Origin of the sequence: Agrococcus sp. SL85 (genome assembly GCF_026625845.1) — a bacterium.
GTDB lineage: Bacteria > Actinomycetota > Actinomycetes > Actinomycetales > Microbacteriaceae > Agrococcus.
In genome coordinates this window covers 2,178,598-2,193,693 of the sequence record NZ_CP113066.1, presented here as the reverse complement: position 1 = coordinate 2,193,693, position 15,096 = coordinate 2,178,598, and the positions used below count along the sequence as shown (strand labels likewise).

The window sequence follows — 15,096 nt, the reverse complement described above, 5'->3', positions numbered from 1 at the left end:
TGCCTCTCGTGGTCGGTGGTCGGTTCAGCCCTTGACGGCACCCTGCGTCACGCCCTCCATCACCCAGCGCTGCGTGAACAGGTAGGCGACGATCGCGGGGGCCATCGCCATCAGGTACGACGCGAAGGACACGTTGTAGTTGTTCGAGAACTGGGTCTGGAAGAGGCTCTGGCGCACGGGCAGCGTCTGGAGGCCGGGGTCGGAGATGATGAGCGAGGGCATCATGAAGTCGTTCCAGGCGTAGAGGAACGCGAAGATGCCGACGGTCGCGCTCATGGGCGCGAGCAGCGGGAAGATCAGCTGCCAGAACGTCTGCCAGGTCGTGGCGCCGTCGATCCGCGCGCTCTCCTCGAGCTCGAGCGGGATGGAGCGCAGGAACGCCGTGAAGAGCAGCACGCTGAACGAGAGCTGGAACATCGTGGCGAGGATGATGACGCCCGCCGGGTTGTCGAGGCCGAAGCGCCCGGTCAGCTGGATCTGCGGCAGCGCCACGACCGGGAACGGGATGAACATGGCCGCGAGCAGGTAGAAGAACGACCAGCGGAAGAGCCGGCGGTCCCAGTTGCGGACGATCGCGTACGAGGCGAAGGCCGCCAGCACGACCGTCGCGGCCACGGTCGAGGCCGTGACGACGACGGAGACGACGAGCCCGACGGGGAAGTCGATGAGGGTCCAGGCCTCGACGAAGCCGTCGACGCTGAAGGGCGCGGGCAGCGAGAAGGCGTTGCCGTCGACCGCCTGCTCGGTGGTCTTGAACGCCATGGCCACCGTCACGTACAGCGGCAGCAGGACGGTGACCGCGCACAGCAGCAGCACGATCGTGGTCGACCAGCGCGCGCCCTCGGGGCGGGATCGGCGCGAGCGGCGGGCGTCGCGCGCGGCGGCGGGCAGCGGGGCTGCCGGGGTGGTGCGTGCCATCAGAGCGCGTTCCTTCCGCGGGTGATCCAGAGCTGCAGCAGCGACAGCAGCACCGCGACGACGAAGAAGATCGTCGCGTTGGCCATCTGGTAGGCGTAGTCGCCGCCGTTGAAGCCCGCGATGATGCTCATCGCGATGGAGCGGGTCGAGGTGCCGGGCCCGCCGTTGGTGAGGCCGACGATGATGTCGTAGGCGTTGAGGAACCCCTTGAAGCCGAGGATGACGTTGATGACGGCGTAGCCGGCCACGAGCGGCACCGTGATGCGCAGCAATCGCTGCGTCGCGCTCGCGCCGTCGATCGCGGCCGCCTCGTAGACCTCCCCCGGCACCGCGAGGAGGCCAGCGATGTAGATGAGGAGCGCGGAGGGGATCGCCTGCCACGCGGTGACGAGCACGATCGCGATCCACGCGAGATCCGGGTCGGCGAGGATGCTCGTCGCCAGCGGCTCGATGCCGAGGGCGGTGCCGAGCGCGGGCAGCGAGTTCGAGAAGAGGAAGTTGAAGACGTAGGCGATGATGATGCCCGAGATCACCATCGGGATCACGAAGATCGCCCGCAGGCCCACGCGGAAGCGGACCTTGGCGGTGAGGCCGACGGCGAGCAGGAACGCGACGACGTTCACGACGAGCACGGTGACGAGCGAGAACCCGAACGTGAAGAGGTAGCTCTGCAGCACCGCAGGGTCGCTCGCGAGGGCGATGTAGTTCGTGAGCCCTCGGAACGACCAGTCGCCGATGCCGATCGAGTCGGTGAAGCTGAAGAGGATGCCGATGACGGCGGGCACCGTGATCGCGAGCGTGAAGAGCACGAGCGTCGGCAGCAGGAAGAGGTAGAAGATCGGCTCCACCCGTCGGCCGCGCGGCCGGGCGCGCTCGGGGGCGCGGGCGGTCACGGCCGGGCCTCCGGCGTCGCGGACGGGGCGGGCTGCCGGTAGGCGAGCCTGGCCCAGTCGGCGTCCATGCCCGCGAGCACGGACCCGGCGTCGGCGCCGAGGATCATCGCCTGGGCGTAGTTGAACACCGGGATGGTCTTCGGCACGAGCACGGAGGGGCCCTGGTAGATCGCGCCGGTCTCGTAGGGCTCGATCATGCCCGCGACCCGCGGGTCCGAGGGCGGCTGGGCGTCGGCGCTCGGCGAGAAGCCGAGCTGCGCGTCGTTGTACGCCTGGATGTGCTCGGGCTCGTACAGGAACTCGACGAAGTCGCGCGCGGCCTCCTGGTGGCGCGAGCCCTCCGGGATCATCGCCGCGAGGTCCATGTTGACGCGCACCGCGAGGTCCTCCGGGTCGTCGGTCATCGGCAGCGGGAAGGTGCCGAGCTCGAGGTCGGGCGCGATCTTCGCGATCTCGCCGAAGGCCCAGGGCCCCTGCAGGTACATCGCCGCCTCGCCGTTCGCCATCGCGAGGTTGCCGTCGCCGTAGGCGCGGCTCGCGGCGTCGCCGTTCACGTGCTGCGCGAGCTCCTGCATCCGCTCGACGGGCGCCGCGAAGTCTCCCGCGAAGGAGACGGGGGCGGAGGCGTCGACCTCGGTGCCCTGCGCTGCGAGGTCGCCGAAGAACTCGAGCACGTCGACCGAGCCGCCGATCGCGTAGTCGTACCACCCCTGCGCGACCGTCCAGTCGTCCTTGAAGGTGCCGTAGATGGGCGTCACGCCGGCCTCGGCGAAGGTCTCGCACGCGGCGAGCAGCTCGTCCCAGGTGCGCGGCACCTCGACGCCGTGCTCGGCGAAGATCGCGGGGTTGTAGATGACCGAGGAGGCCATGACCGAGTACGGCAGCGCGCTGACGCGGCCCTCGCACGAGCCGTACTGCGCCATGAGCGGCGCGAGGTCGTCGCGCACGCTCGCGGCGGCCTCGGTGCCCGAGAGGTCGGTGAGCGCGCAGCGCTGCACGAAGCGGGCGACCTCGTAGTTGTAGTTGGCGAGCATGACGTCGGGCGGGTTGCCACGGACGAAGCTCGCGGAGACGACGTCGACGCCCGAGGTGTCGAGCTCGACGAGCACCTCGGCCTGCGACTGGTTGTACTCGTCGACGAGGGCCGACATCTGCGTGAGCGCCTCGCGCTTGGAGAACGTGAAGCGGATCGTCTCGCGCCCGTCCGCGGAGCAGCCCGCGAGCATCGCGCCGCCGAGCGCGAGCACGCCCGCGATCGCGACGAGGCGGCGCCTCTCTCTCGTGGTCCCGATCATCGGTCCTCCGTCCGCTCCGTTGCGACACCCTGCCCCGAACAGCAGGTTCGGGCTCCGAATCGCAGATCCGGGCTCCGACGAGTAGATTCGGTCCCCGAATCAACTCTTGTGAGGGAGTATGCAGGAGGACGAGAAGGAGGTCAAGGGCATGACGGGTGCAGCAGCACGGGCGGGCGGAGCGCCCGCGAGCCTGCAGTCGCTGCTCGCCCACGCATGGGCGAGCGGTCCCTTCACGGCCTCCGACGCCATGCGCGCCACGGGCCTCACGCGCTCGACGACCATCGAGGCGACCGAGCAGCTGGTCGAGCTCGGCCTGCTGCAGGAGCTGCCGGACGCCCGGGCCGCGGGCGACTACCGCACGGGCCGTCCGGCCCGGCGCTTCGCGCTCCGCGACGACGCCGCCGTGCTCGTCGGCATCGACGCCGGCAACGCGCACGCGACGGTCGCCGTGGCCGACCTCCGAGCACAAATGCTGCACATCGAGCGCGGGGCGCTGCGCTCCGATCGCGCCGGGGCTGCGGAGCGCCGCGAGGGCATCCTCGCCCTCGTCGACGCGGCGCTCCGGGCCGCCGGCAGGGATCGTGAGGCCGTCCTGGCCGTGTGCGCGGGCGTCCCAGCGCCCGTCGACCGCGCGGGCCGCTCCCCCGCCCACGGCGACGGCTTCTGGCAGCGCATGAACGCCGACCTCGTCGACGCGCTCGACTGGGCGCCGCTGCGCCGGGTCGCGAACGATGCCGCGCTCGCCGCGGTCGCCGAGGGCGCGATGGGCGGGGCGGTCGGCGCGAGCGACTACGTGGCCCTGCTCGCCGGCGCGCGCCTCGGCGCGGGCGTGGTCGTCGACGGCGTGCTGCTGCACGGCGCGCACGGCGGCGTCGGCGAGATGGTCGCGTTCGACCACGTCGAGGGCGTGGGCTCGGCCGACGGGCTCGGCGCCCACGCGGCGGCGCTCGCGCGCGCGGCGGTCGCGAGCGGCTCGATCCCGGCCTCGAGCCCGCTCGCGCGCATCCCGACGGCCGCGCTCGACGGCCGGGCGGTGCTCGAGCTCGCCGAGGCCGGCGATGCGCACGCCGCGGCGATCGCCGAGCAGGTGGGCGCCGTGCTCGCGAGGATCGTGAGCGTGCTCGCGAGCGTGTACGACCCGCAGCGCGTCATCGTGGCGGGCGCGGTCTCGGCGGGCATCGCGACCGTCGTGGCCGCGGCGGGCCGCGCGATGCCCGACCGCGGGCACCTGCCGCCGCCCGAGCTGCTGGCTTCGACGCTCGGTGGCGACGTGGTCGTGCTGGGCGCCGTGGCTGCCGCGCGCGACGACGCGGTCACCGGCGCGCTCCGCGCACGACGCCGCGCATGACGAAGGCCCCGGCGCGATGCCGGGGCCTTCATGATCGTGGGCGATACTGGGTTCGAACCAGTGACCTCTTCCGTGTCAGGGAAGCGCGCTACCGCTGCGCCAATCGCCCATTGGCTGGTGCTCGAGGTGGAGACGGGATTCGAACCCGCGTAGACGGCTTTGCAGGCCGCTGCCTCACCACTCGGCCACCCCACCAGGTGGTGTGAGATCCTTCACATGAGATTGCTCTCGAGCGGATGACGAGATTCGAACTCGCGACCCTCACCTTGGCAAGGTGATGCGCTACCACTGCGCCACATCCGCGGGGCTCATCGCTGAGCACTCGATGACTATATCCCGGTCTTCGAGCACAAACCAAATCGAGGCCTCCGCGCCCGTGTCTCCCCCGTGTTTCCGCGGGATCCGCACCGCGGTGGTCATCGGAGCGCCCCCGGATGTGGCAGAATCGTCGAGTCCGCACGGTGCGAGCCGAGCGGGACGGGCGATTGGCGCAGTTGGTAGCGCGCTTCCTTCACACGGAAGAGGTCATCAGTTCGAGTCTGGTATCGCCCACAGCAGCAGGCCCCGGCACCGCGCCGGGGCCTTCGTCGTCCCAGGCGCGGCTCGCCCCGCCGAGCTCCGCGATCGGGAATGCCCGACCGCGCGCCCGGTTGGCCTCCTCCATGACGAACCTCGGCTTCGGCCCCCTCATCCTCGGCGGCAACACCTTCGGCTGGACCAGCGACCGCGACGAGTCGTTCGCCGTCCTCGACGCGTTCCTGGCGGCGGGCGGCACCGCGATCGACACCGCGGACGTCTACTCCGCGTGGGCGGACGGCAACACCGGTGGCGAGTCGGAGACGATCCTCGGCGAGTGGCTCGCCTCGCGCGGGCACCGCGACCGCGTCGAGATCGCCACCAAGGTCTCGCAGCACCCGCAGCGGCAGGGCCTGTCGGCCGCCACCGTGCGCGCGGCGGTCGAGGACTCCCTGCGCCGTCTGCGGACCGACCGCATCGACCTGTACTACGCGCACCGCGACGACGAGGCGGTGCCGCAGGAGGAGGTGCTCGCCGCGTTCGACGAGCTCGTGCGCGCCGGCAAGGTGCGCGAGATGGGCGTGTCGAACTTCGCGCCCGAGCGCATCCGCTCCGCCGTCGCGATCGCCGAGCGCGACGGGCTCGTCCGGCCCACCGTGAGCCAGGACCGCTACAACCTCGTCGAGCGCGGCGCGGAGGCCGAGCTGCTGCCCGCGCTCGCCGAGCTCGGCATCGTCGAGGCTCCCTACTCATCGCTCGCCTCGGGCTTCCTCACCGGCAAGTACCGGCCGGGCTCCGAGGTCGACTCGGTGCGCGCGGGCACCGCGGGCCGCTACCTGCAGGCACCCGAGGGCCTCGCCGTGCTCGAGGCGCTCGACGGCATCGCCGCGGCGCACGGCACCTCCGCGACCGCGGTCTCGCTCGCGTGGCTGCGCCAGCAGCCGCAGGTGGTCGCGCCGATCGCCTCGGCGCGCACGCCGGAGCAGCTCGTCGACCTGCTCGCGTCGATGCGGCTCGAGCTCACCGCCGCCGAGCTCGACGCCCTCGCCGGCCGGTAGCGTCGCGCCATGGACCTCCAGCTCGCGGACCGCGTCATCCTCGTCGTCGGCGGCACCGGCCTCATCGGCCGCGCCGTCGGCGACCTCCTCCGCGCCGAGGGCGCCGTCGTCGTCGCCGCAGCGCGCGGCGAGGGCGCCGACGTGCGCCTCGACGGCGCCGATCCCGCCTCGGTCGACGCCGCCGTCGCGCGCGTGCTCGCCGACCACGGCCGCATCGACGGGCTCGTCGTCACGGCCGCGCCGCCCGCGCAGACGCTCGACCCCGCGCGCGCCGGCGATCCGGAGCAGGTGGCGCAGGCGTTCGAGGCCAAGGCCATGACGTTCCTGCGGGTGGCGAACGCGGTCGTGCCGGCGATGCGCGAGGCGGGAACCGGCCGCATCGTCGGCGTCAGCGGCCAGAACGCGAGGCTGAGCGGCAGCATCACCGCGGCGGTGCGGAACGCGGGGGTCACGATCGCCGCGCAGTCGCTCGCGGACGAGCTCGCCGGCACGGGCGTCGCGGTGAACGTCGTCGATCCCGGCCCCGTCGTCGCGTCCCCCGCGTCCCAGGTCGAGCACGGTCGTCCGGGCGAGTCGAGCCCCGAGCAGGTCGCGCGCCTCGTGGTCTTCCTCCTCTCCCCCGCCAACGCGATCTCGAGCGAGGCCGTCGCGGTCGGCCACCGCGTGCGGGGCGTCGTGTCGGTGTAGCCGCTGCGCGCACGCGACGGGGGCCCGGCGTGCGCCGGGCCCCCGCTGCGGTGCTGGATCGCGTCAGACGCGGTCGAGCTCGTAGGCGTACGCCTCCTCGCCGTGGATCGTCGAGTCGACGCCGGCCAGCTCGTCCTCGTTCTTGACGCGGAAGCCCATGGTCTTCTCGATCGCGAAGCCGATGACGAACGCGACCACGAAGGCGTAGGCCATGACACCGAGCGCCGCGATGACCTGGACCACGAGCTGCCCGATGCCGCCGCCGAGCAGGAGGCCGGTGTCGGTGGCGAAGAAGCCCAGGTAGAGCGTGCCGATGAGGCCGCCGACGAGGTGGATGCCCACGACGTCGAGCGAGTCGTCGAAGCCCCACTTGAACTTCAGCTCGATCGCGAGCGCGCAGACCGCGCCGGCGACGACGCCGAGGAGCAGCGCCCAGCCGGGCGTGAGGTTGGCGCATGCCGGGGTGATGGCGACGAGGCCCGCGACGGCGCCCGAGGCGGCGCCGACGGCGGTGGGCTTGCCGTCCTTCACCTTCTCGACGACGAGCCAGGCGATGACCGCCGCAGCCGTGGCGCCGATGGTGTTGAGCGTGATGAGGCCGGCGTTGCCGAGCTCGTTGAGCCACTCCGCGCCCACGTTGAAGCCGAACCAGCCGAACCACAGGATCGCGGCTCCCAGCATCACGAACGGCACGTTGTGGGGCTTGTGCGAGCCCTTCGTGAAGCCGATGCGCTTGCCGAGGACGAACGCGAGGGCCAGCGCCGCAGCACCCGCGTTGATGTGCACGGCGGTGCCGCCCGCGTAGTCGATGACGGCCGGGAGGCCCATGAGGTCGCCGAGGCTGTACACCCAGCCCCCGCCCCAGACCCACGCGGCGATCGGGAAGTAGCCGACCGTCGCGAAGACGCCCGCGAAGAGCATCCAGGCGCCGAACTTCGCGCGGTCCGCGATGGCGCCGGAGATGAGCGCCACGGTGATGATGGCGAAGGTCGAGCCGTAGGCGACGCCGACGAGGTCGGTGTTCGCGCTCTCGCCCGCCGAGAGGGCTGCGAGGCCGAGGTCGCTGAAGGGGTTGCCCGAGAAGGCGAAGGGGGACTCGACGGCCGACATGTTGTAGCCGTAGAGGATCCAGAGGGTGCCGACGAGGCCGAGCGCCCCGAACGACATCATCATCATGCTGATGACGCTCTTGGCGCGCACGAGGCCGCCGTAGAAGAACGCCAGACCGGGCGTCATGAACAGCACGAGGGCCGTTGCCGCGACGCCGAAGGCGATGCTGCCTGCATCCATGGGAGGTGCTCCTTGGGGGTGATCCGGAAGGGACTGCTCTCGAGGATGACGCGGCGATGTTGCCCCTGCCGGTGCCCTCGCGTTTCGAGACCGTTACGAAGGAGCGATCCAGGTTTCGGGCGCGTTACGGGCGGCTGCGGACATGCGGGGCGCACGCCCGGCATCCGCCGCGGTGCCAGGATTGACCGGTGACGTGGATCAGGAACCCCCAGGTGTCGGCCATGCTGCTGCTCGGCGCCGCCGTCCTCGGCCTCGTCGTGGCGAACACGCCGCTCGGCCCCGGGCTCGACGAGCTGAAGCACTGGCACCTGCCGTTCCCCGTCGCGGGCCTCGACCTCTCGATGGCCCACTGGGTGACCGACGGCCTGCTCGTCGTCTTCTTCTTCGTCGCCGCGATCGAGCTGCGCTACGAGCTGACGCAGGGCGAGCTCGCCTCGGTGCGCCGCGCGATCGTGCCGAGCGTCGCGGCCGTCGGCGGCGTCGCGGCGCCCGCGATCATCTTCCTCGCGATCGTGCCGAGCGAGCTCGACCGGGGCTGGCCCATCCCGATCGCCACCGACATCGCCTTCGCGCTCGGCGTGCTCGCGCTCGTGGGCCGACGCCTCCCGAGCCGCGTGCGCGCGCTCCTGCTGGCCCTCGCGATCATCGACGACCTCATCGGCATCCTCGTCATCGCCGTCTTCTTCACGACCGAGCTCGCGTGGCTGCCGCTCGGCGGCGCCGTGCTCGCGGTCGTCGCGTTCGCGCTGCTGGGGCGCGCCTACCGCGCACGCCGCGGCAGCTGGCCGCTGCGCATCGCGATGGTCGCGATCGCGGTGCTCACGTGGTGGCTCGTCGCCTCGAGCGGCATCCACGCGACCATCGCGGGCGTCGCGCTCGGGGCGGTGCTCGCACCGGCGCCGGCGGAGTCGGCGCGCGTGAAGCTCGAGCCGGCCGTCAACGGCATCGTGCTGCCGCTGTTCGCCTTCGTGGCCGCGAGCGTCACGATCCCGCAGATCCCGATCGCGCAGCTGAGCCCGGTGTTCTGGGCGATCCTCGTGGCGCTGCCGCTCGGGAAGCTCATCGGCATCTCGATCGCGGGCTTCGGCGCGCAGCTCGCGACCCGCGTCCCGAAGCAGGAGCGGCTCACTCCCGCAGAGCTGCTCGCCGTCGCGCTGCTCGGCGGCATCGGCTTCACGGTGTCGCTGCTCATGAACGAGCTCGCCTTCCGCAGCGCCGAGGAGTTCCTCGTCGAGGGCACGCTCGGCGTCCTCGCCGGCTCGCTCGTCGCGGTCGTGCTGGGCGCGGCCTGCACGGCCCTCCTCGCGCGCCGCTACCCGGCGGCCGACGACGCGGCGATCGCGCAGTACGAGCTCGACGAGTCGACCCGCCGCACCGACGGCCGCTGAGGCGGAGGGCTCCCGGTCGGCCGCCCGTCGGGGCTGCGGGCCTGTCAGGGCTGCGCGGCCGTCAGGGCTGCTCGCCCGCGAGCGCCATGAGGCGCGAGATCGCGCGCAGGTACTTCTTGCGGTAGCCGCCGCCCAGCATCTCCTCGCCGAAGACGCGGTCGAGGCTCGTGCCCGAGCCGCGCAGCGCCACCTGCTGGTCGTAGAGGCGGTCGACGAGCGCGACGAGGCGCAGCGCGTCGTTCTGGTCCTGGAGGGTGCGCACGTCGCGGAGGCCGAGCGCCCGCACGCCCTGCACGAGGCCCACGTAGCGCGAGGGGTGCACGCGCGTCAGGTGCGCGACGAGGTCGTCGAAGGAGTCGAGCGCGACCGTGCCGTCGAAGCGCGCGAGCTCCGCGTCGATCTCCGCCTCGGTGAGCACGGGCGCGTGCCCCGAGACGTCGCGGTGCCGGTAGTCGTCGCCGTCGATGCGCAGGATGTCGAAGCGGTCGGCGATCGCCTGGATCTCGCGCAGGAAGTCGGCGGCGGCGAAGCGGCCCTCGCCGAGGGCGTTCGGCGGCGTGTTCGAGGTGGCGGCGAGCTTCGTGCCGCCCTCGGCGAGCTCGCCGAGCAGCCGGGTCATGACCATCGTGTCGCCCGGGTCGTCGAGCTCGAACTCGTCGATGCAGACGATGCGCGCCCCGCGCAGCTGCTGCACGGTCTCGGCGTAGCCGAGCGCGCCCACGAGCGCCGTGTACTCGATGAAGGTGCCGAAGTACTTCGGGCCGGGCATCGCCTTCCAGAGCGAGGCGAGCAGGTGCGTCTTGCCGACGCCGAAGCCGCCGTCGAGGTAGATGCCGGGCTTGGTCTCCGGCGCCTTCCGGAACAGCCGCCGCTTCGGCGCCTCCCAGGCGTCCACGACGCCCTGCATGCGCTCGAGCGCCTCCTGCTGCGAGGGGTGCGCCGGGTCCGGCCGGTAGCTCTCGAAGGTCGCGGCGTCGAACTGGCGCGGCGGCTTCAGGCTGGCGACGATCTGCTCGGCGCTGGCCTCGGGGCTGCGCTCCACGAGCGAGATCGGTGCAGGCATGCGGGCTCCTCGGGTCGCCCGCGCGCGGCGGGCGTCGGTGGAAGGTTCGGTGGGAGGATGGCGTTCCCCCTCCAGAAGCCTAGTGACGCGCCGCTCCGCCCCCGCCGGGGTGCGGCCGCGGCGTCCGAGGAGCAGCAGTGAGCCGAACCAGCGACGAGATCCCCGCCATCGACCGCGCCGACGCCGAGCGCTTCGCGCAGTACGCGGCGCCCGAGCGCCTCGTGTCGACCGAGTGGGTCGCTGCGCACCTCGACGACCCCTCGGTCGTCGTGCTCGAGTCCGACGAGGACGTGCTGCTCTACGAGGTCGGCCACATCCCCGGCGCGGCGAAGCTCGACTGGCACACCGACCTCAACGATCCCGTGCTGCGGGACTACGTGGCCCCGGAGGCCTTCGCGCGCCTGATGGGCGAGCGCGGCATCGATCGGTCGACGACGGTCGTGCTCTACGGCGACAAGGCCAACTGGTGGGCGACCTACGCGCTGTGGGTGCTCTCGCTGCACGGCCACGAGGACGTCCGGATCATGGACGGCGGCCGCGACGCGTGGATCGCGGAGGGCCGCGAGCTCACGCGCGACCGCCCGTCGCGCGCGGCGGTCGACTACCCCGTCGTCGAGCGCGACGACCGCACGCTCCGCGCGTTCCGCGACGACGTGCTCGCCCACCTGGGCACCGGCCCGCTCGTCGACGTGCGCAGCCCGGAGGAGTTCTCGGGCGAGCGGACGACCGCGCCCGCCTACCCCGAGGAGGGGCGCTGCGCGCCGGGCACATCCCGACGGCGCAGAGCGTGCCGTGGGGCAGGGCCGTCCAGGAGGACGGCCGCTTCCGCTCCCGGGCCGAGCTGGAGGCCGTCTACCTCGACGGCGCGGGCCTCCGCGGCGCCGACGACGTCATCGCCTACTGCCGCATCGGCGAGCGCTCGAGCCACACCTGGTTCGTGCTGACCCACCTGCTGGGCCTGCCGCGCGTGCGCAACTACGACGGCTCGTGGACCGAGTGGGGCTCGCTCGTCGGCGTGCCGATCGTGCAGGGCGCGGAGCCCGGCGAGGTGCCCGCGGGCTCGTGGGCGTCGCGCCGATGAGCGTCGACGGGCTCACGCCGGGCCTGCGGCGCGCGGTCGACGACTTCCAGGCGATCGCGGAGCCCGACCGCCTGCAGCTGCTGCTCGAGTTCGCCGACGAGCTGCCGGCGCTCCCGCCGCGCTACGCGGACCACCCCGACCTCCTCGAGCGGGTCGCGGAGTGCCAGTCCCCCGTGTTCCTCTTCGTCGAGGCCGACGAGGCCGTGCGCGTCTTCGCGACGGCGCCCGAGGAGGCGCCGACGACGCGCGGCTTCGCCTCGATCCTCGTGCAGGGGCTCGAGGGGGCGAGCCCCGAGGAGGCCCTCGCGGTGCCCGCCGACATGCCGCGCCTCCTCGGGCTCGACCGCGCGGTCTCGCCGCTGCGCCTGCGCGGCATGGCCGGCATGCTCGGCCGCATCCAGCGCCAGGTGCGCGAGCGGCTCGCCGAGCGGGCCGAGCCGAGCGCCTAGGCCCGCTGCAGGAGCCGGTCGACCCACGCGCCGACCTCGGCCTCGTAGCGGCCGCGATCGAGGTTCCAGAGCTTCGTGTGCCGCGCGGTCGTCCACTCCCGGTAGTCCACGATGTCAGGCCGCGCCGCGGCGAGCTCGCGGGAGGCGTCCGGCGGCACGTAGCCGTCGTCGGCGGAGTGCAGCAGCAGCACGGGCTGCGAGAGCGCGTCGGCGTGGAGCACGTTGTCGAGCTCGTCGAAGTCGAGGCTGCGCCCGCCGCTCAGGACGGCCGCGGGCGACTCGAGCAGCCCGACCGCGGTGTCGACGAGCCAGGCGGGCGCCTTGACGAGCGCGACCTGCAGCCGCAGCGTCGGCGCCCAGCCGACGACGGGCGAGTCGAGCACGAGGCCCGCGATGGCGCGGCGGTGGCGCGAGCGGCGCGCGACCTGCAGCGCGATCTGCCCACCCATCGACCAACCCATGAGCACGATGCGCCGGGCGCCGCGCTCGAGCGCGAGGTCGATCGCGGCCTCCACGTCGCGCCACTCGTCGAGGCCGAGGCGCAGCTTGCCGTCGCCGCTCGCGGGCGCCTCGCCGTCGTTCCGGTACGACACGGCGATGCAGGGGATGCCGCGCTCGAGCATGAGCGGCATGCCGCGCAGCGTCTCGCGGCGGGTGACGCCGCGCCCGTGCACCTGGATGCACCAGGTCGTGGCCGACTGGTCGCCCAGGATCCACGCGGGCGCCGGCCCGAGCTCCGTCGGCACCGCCACGTGCTCGACGGCTGCGTCGACGTCCTCGGGGCGATGGAGGGCGTAGCCCGACCACCGGGCGCTCGCGACGCCGGCGAGGATGCCCCGCGCCTCCTCGTCGACGGCGCGCACCACCGACGCGGCATCCTGTGCCACGACCTCGCCGAGCACCGCGATGCGCTCCCCCACCCACAGCGCGTAGGTGCCGGGGAGGCCCGTGTCGGGCGTGCGCCCGAGCCGCACGCCGCGGGCGTCGAGGCCGAGCACGCGGATGTCGTCGCGCTGGTCGCGCGGCGGCGTCACGAGCATGGAGGCGAGCGCGGCCGACGCCGCGGTCACGGCCAGCGCGGCGCCGCCGAGCAGCACGCCGCCGGCGACGAGCGCGGGCCGCGCCGCGCCGCGGCGCGCCGCGCGCCTGGGAGGTCTCGACACGCCCGTGATCGTAGTCTTGCGAGGTGGACACGAGCAGTGCAGCGCCCGCCCCGGTGCCCGAGGCCTTCCGGGCGGCGATCGAGCAGCTGCGGCGCGCCGAGCTGCGCCCCGAGCTCTCGGTGCGCGAGATCCCGGCGCCCGGCCGCATCGCCCCGTGGTCCTTCGCCATCGCCGCCGACGTCGGCGCGCCCGAGCACGGCCGCGACTCCGACCTCGGCACGGGCCGCTTCATCCTCATGCACGACCCGGAGGAGCCCGAGGCCTGGGGCGGCGACTTCCGCATCGTCTCGTTCACGCAGGCCTCGCAGGATCCGGAGATCGGCGTCGACCCGTTCCTGGCCGAGGTGACCTGGACCTACCTCACCGAGGCGCTCGACCAGCGCGGCGCCGAGCACCACTCGGAGTCGGGCACCGCGACGCGCATCCTCTCGAACGGCTTCGGCGAGCTCGCCGCCCAGGGCGAGGGCGCCCAGATCGAGCTGCGCGCATCGTGGACGCCCGTGGGCGCCGACTTCGGCGCGCACCTGACGGCCTGGACCGACCTGCTGTGCGCGATCGCCGGCCTGTCGGTGCAGCCGGGCGCCACGGGGCTCGACGCCAGGAGGCGCACGCGTGGTTGAGCGCGATGCCGCCGCGGCCGCCGAGCCGCGCACCGACCTGCGCGACGCCGTCGCCGTCGGCCCGCTCGAGGTCATCGAGGACGCCGCGACGCTCCGCGCCGCCGCCGACCGGCTCGCCGCCGGCGTCGGGCCGGTCGCGGTCGACGCCGAGCGCGCCAACGGCTTCCGCTACTCCTCCCGCGCGTACCTCGTGCAGCTCCACCGGCGCGGCGCCGGCACGGCGCTCGTCGACCCGATCGCGATCGACGACCTCTCGCCCCTGCAGGAGGCGATCGGCGACGAGGAGTGGATCATCCACGCGGCCAGCCAGGACCTCCCGTGCCTGCGCGAGGTGGGCCTGGAGCCCGCGACCCTGTTCGACACCGAGCTCGGCGCACGCCTGGCGGGCTTCGAGCGCGTCGGCCTCGCGGCCGTCGCCGAGCGGCTCGGGGGCCTCCGCCTGCGCAAGGAGCACGGCGCGAGCGACTGGTCGCAGCGCCCCATCCCCGAGTCCTGGCTCGAGTACGCGGCGCTCGACGTCGAGGTGCTGCCCGACCTCCGCGACGCCCTCGCCGAGGAGCTCGCCGCGCAGGGCAAGGAGCAGATCGCCGAGGAGGAGTTCGCGTACGCGCTCGCCCGGCAGCCGAAGCCGCCCGCCGCCGAGCCGTGGCGCCGGCTCTCGGGCCTGCACGGCATCCGCGACCGCAGGCGCTCTCGCCGTGGCCCGCGAGCCTGTGGCTCGCGCGCGACGCGCTCGCGCGCGACACCGACCGCGCGCCGGGCCGCCTGATCCCCGACCGCTCGCTGCTGATCGCCGCGCAGGCCGACGTCGACAGCAAGGGGCGCCTCGCCGCCCGCCGCGACTTCGTGGGCCGCGCGAGCCGCGCGGAGCCTCGACCGGTGGTGGGCGGCGATCGAGGCGGGCCGCGCCGCCGAGGACCTGCCGCTCCTGCGCGTGCCCTCGAACGAGCCGCCGCCCCCGCGCTTCTGGAAGAGCCGCAAGCCCGAGGCCGATGCGCGCCTGCAGCGCGCACGCGCCGCGGTCGCGGAGGTCGCGGGCGCGCTCTCGATGCCGGCGGAGAACCTGCTGACCCCCGACGTCCTGCGCCGCATCACGTGGGACGGCGTGGAGCCCACCCCCGGCGCGGTCGCCGAGGCGCTCGCCGACCGCGACGCGCGCCCGTGGCAGGTTGCGGCGACCGCACAGAGGATCGCCGCCGCGTTTGTGGAGGCCGACCAACGCGGTCCGGAACCCTCGGAGCCCTCCTCGTAGGAAGCCACACCCGGCTCGGGGCCCCCAGGCCGCGCGCCTACGCTGGTGGCGCAATCACCATCAGGAGGCACCGTG

General features: G+C 73.4%; 12 protein-coding genes, 4 tRNA genes and 2 pseudogenes. 9 read left to right on the top strand and 9 right to left on the bottom strand.

Features of this window, described 5'->3' with window-relative positions:
• Positions 1-24: 24 nt before the first annotated feature.
• From OVA14_RS10910 to OVA14_RS10900, 3 genes are read right to left on the bottom strand one after another with little or no spacing between them, the layout of a single operon-like run.
• Complete coding sequence (locus tag OVA14_RS10910) at positions 25-918, bottom strand: carbohydrate ABC transporter permease (protein WP_420710587.1); 894 nt, start codon at positions 916-918, stop codon at positions 25-27.
• On the bottom strand, positions 918-1,811 hold the full coding sequence (locus tag OVA14_RS10905) for a carbohydrate ABC transporter permease (RefSeq protein WP_267503883.1): 894 nt from the start codon (positions 1,809-1,811) through the stop codon (positions 918-920). Before OVA14_RS10905 ends, OVA14_RS10910 begins: the two co-directional genes overlap by 1 nt.
• Positions 1,808-3,106, bottom strand: coding sequence for an ABC transporter substrate-binding protein (locus OVA14_RS10900; RefSeq protein ID WP_267503882.1), 1,299 nt, complete (start codon positions 3,104-3,106; stop codon positions 1,808-1,810). The genes OVA14_RS10905 and OVA14_RS10900 overlap by 4 nt, the downstream gene beginning before the upstream one ends.
• 118 nt (positions 3,107-3,224) lie before the next feature.
• Between OVA14_RS10900 and OVA14_RS10895 the strand changes: the two genes are divergently transcribed.
• The gene (locus OVA14_RS10895) at positions 3,225-4,454 is read left to right on the top strand and encodes an ROK family protein (protein ID WP_267503881.1); all 1,230 of its coding nucleotides are present in this window, start codon (positions 3,225-3,227) and stop codon (positions 4,452-4,454) included.
• A gap of 37 nt (positions 4,455-4,491) precedes the next feature.
• On the opposite strand, the gene OVA14_RS10890 is transcribed toward OVA14_RS10895, so the two are convergent.
• The 3 genes from OVA14_RS10890 to OVA14_RS10880 form a co-directional block, all read right to left on the bottom strand.
• Positions 4,492-4,563 (bottom strand) — tRNA-Val (locus OVA14_RS10890).
• A 15-nt stretch (positions 4,564-4,578) separates the two neighbouring features.
• Positions 4,579-4,649 (bottom strand) — tRNA-Cys (locus tag OVA14_RS10885).
• A gap of 36 nt (positions 4,650-4,685) precedes the next feature.
• A tRNA-Gly gene (locus OVA14_RS10880) sits at positions 4,686-4,757 on the bottom strand.
• 176 nt (positions 4,758-4,933) lie between these two features.
• Here OVA14_RS10880 and OVA14_RS10875 point away from each other — a divergent pair.
• The 3 genes from OVA14_RS10875 (at position 4,934) to OVA14_RS10865 (ending at position 6,715) form a co-directional block, all read left to right on the top strand.
• Positions 4,934-5,006, top strand: a tRNA-Val gene (locus OVA14_RS10875).
• A 110-nt stretch (positions 5,007-5,116) separates the two neighbouring features.
• The gene (locus tag OVA14_RS10870) at positions 5,117-6,028 is read left to right on the top strand and encodes an aldo/keto reductase (RefSeq protein ID WP_267503880.1); all 912 of its coding nucleotides are present in this window, start codon (positions 5,117-5,119) and stop codon (positions 6,026-6,028) included.
• Positions 6,029-6,037: 9 nt separating this feature from the next.
• The gene (locus OVA14_RS10865; RefSeq protein WP_267503879.1) at positions 6,038-6,715 is read left to right on the top strand and encodes an SDR family NAD(P)-dependent oxidoreductase; all 678 of its coding nucleotides are present in this window, start codon (positions 6,038-6,040) and stop codon (positions 6,713-6,715) included.
• A 63-nt stretch (positions 6,716-6,778) separates the two neighbouring features.
• Here the strand turns inward: OVA14_RS10865 and OVA14_RS10860 are convergent, their stop codons facing one another.
• Positions 6,779-8,005, bottom strand: a complete 1,227-nt coding sequence (locus OVA14_RS10860) for an ammonium transporter (RefSeq protein ID WP_267503878.1) — start codon at positions 8,003-8,005, stop codon at positions 6,779-6,781.
• Positions 8,006-8,193: 188 nt separating this feature from the next.
• On the opposite strand from OVA14_RS10860, the gene OVA14_RS10855 reads away from it, so the two are divergent.
• Positions 8,194-9,393 (top strand): Na+/H+ antiporter NhaA, encoded by a 1,200-nt coding sequence (locus OVA14_RS10855; protein ID WP_267503877.1) that lies wholly within the window; start codon positions 8,194-8,196, stop codon positions 9,391-9,393.
• 61 nt (positions 9,394-9,454) lie between these two features.
• Here the strand turns inward: OVA14_RS10855 and zapE are convergent, their stop codons facing one another.
• Positions 9,455-10,456, bottom strand: coding sequence for a cell division protein ZapE (gene zapE, locus OVA14_RS10850; protein WP_267503876.1), 1,002 nt, complete (start codon positions 10,454-10,456; stop codon positions 9,455-9,457).
• Positions 10,457-10,623: 167 nt separating this feature from the next.
• Here zapE and OVA14_RS10845 point away from each other — a divergent pair.
• A pseudogene (locus OVA14_RS10845) lies at positions 10,624-11,537 on the top strand (sulfurtransferase).
• Complete coding sequence (locus OVA14_RS10840; protein WP_267503875.1) at positions 11,534-11,986, top strand: SufE family protein; 453 nt, start codon at positions 11,534-11,536, stop codon at positions 11,984-11,986. The pseudogene OVA14_RS10845 and the gene OVA14_RS10840 overlap by 4 nt, the downstream one beginning before the upstream one ends.
• On the opposite strand, the gene OVA14_RS10835 is transcribed toward OVA14_RS10840, so the two are convergent.
• Positions 11,983-13,149 carry an alpha/beta hydrolase family protein gene (locus tag OVA14_RS10835; RefSeq protein ID WP_267503874.1) on the bottom strand — a complete coding sequence of 389 codons (1,167 nt, stop codon included), beginning with the start codon at positions 13,147-13,149 and terminating at the stop codon, positions 11,983-11,985. The two genes, OVA14_RS10840 and OVA14_RS10835, sit on opposite strands and share 4 nt — an antisense overlap.
• 23 nt (positions 13,150-13,172) lie before the next feature.
• Between OVA14_RS10835 and OVA14_RS10830 the strand changes: the two genes are divergently transcribed.
• Together OVA14_RS10830 and OVA14_RS13940 are read left to right on the top strand one after the other, a co-directional pair.
• Positions 13,173-13,769 (top strand): DUF3000 domain-containing protein, encoded by a 597-nt coding sequence (locus OVA14_RS10830; protein WP_267503873.1) that lies wholly within the window; start codon positions 13,173-13,175, stop codon positions 13,767-13,769.
• A 37-nt stretch (positions 13,770-13,806) separates the two neighbouring features.
• Positions 13,807-15,021, top strand: a pseudogene (locus tag OVA14_RS13940) (ribonuclease D).
• The last annotated feature ends 75 nt before the right edge of the window (positions 15,022-15,096 follow it).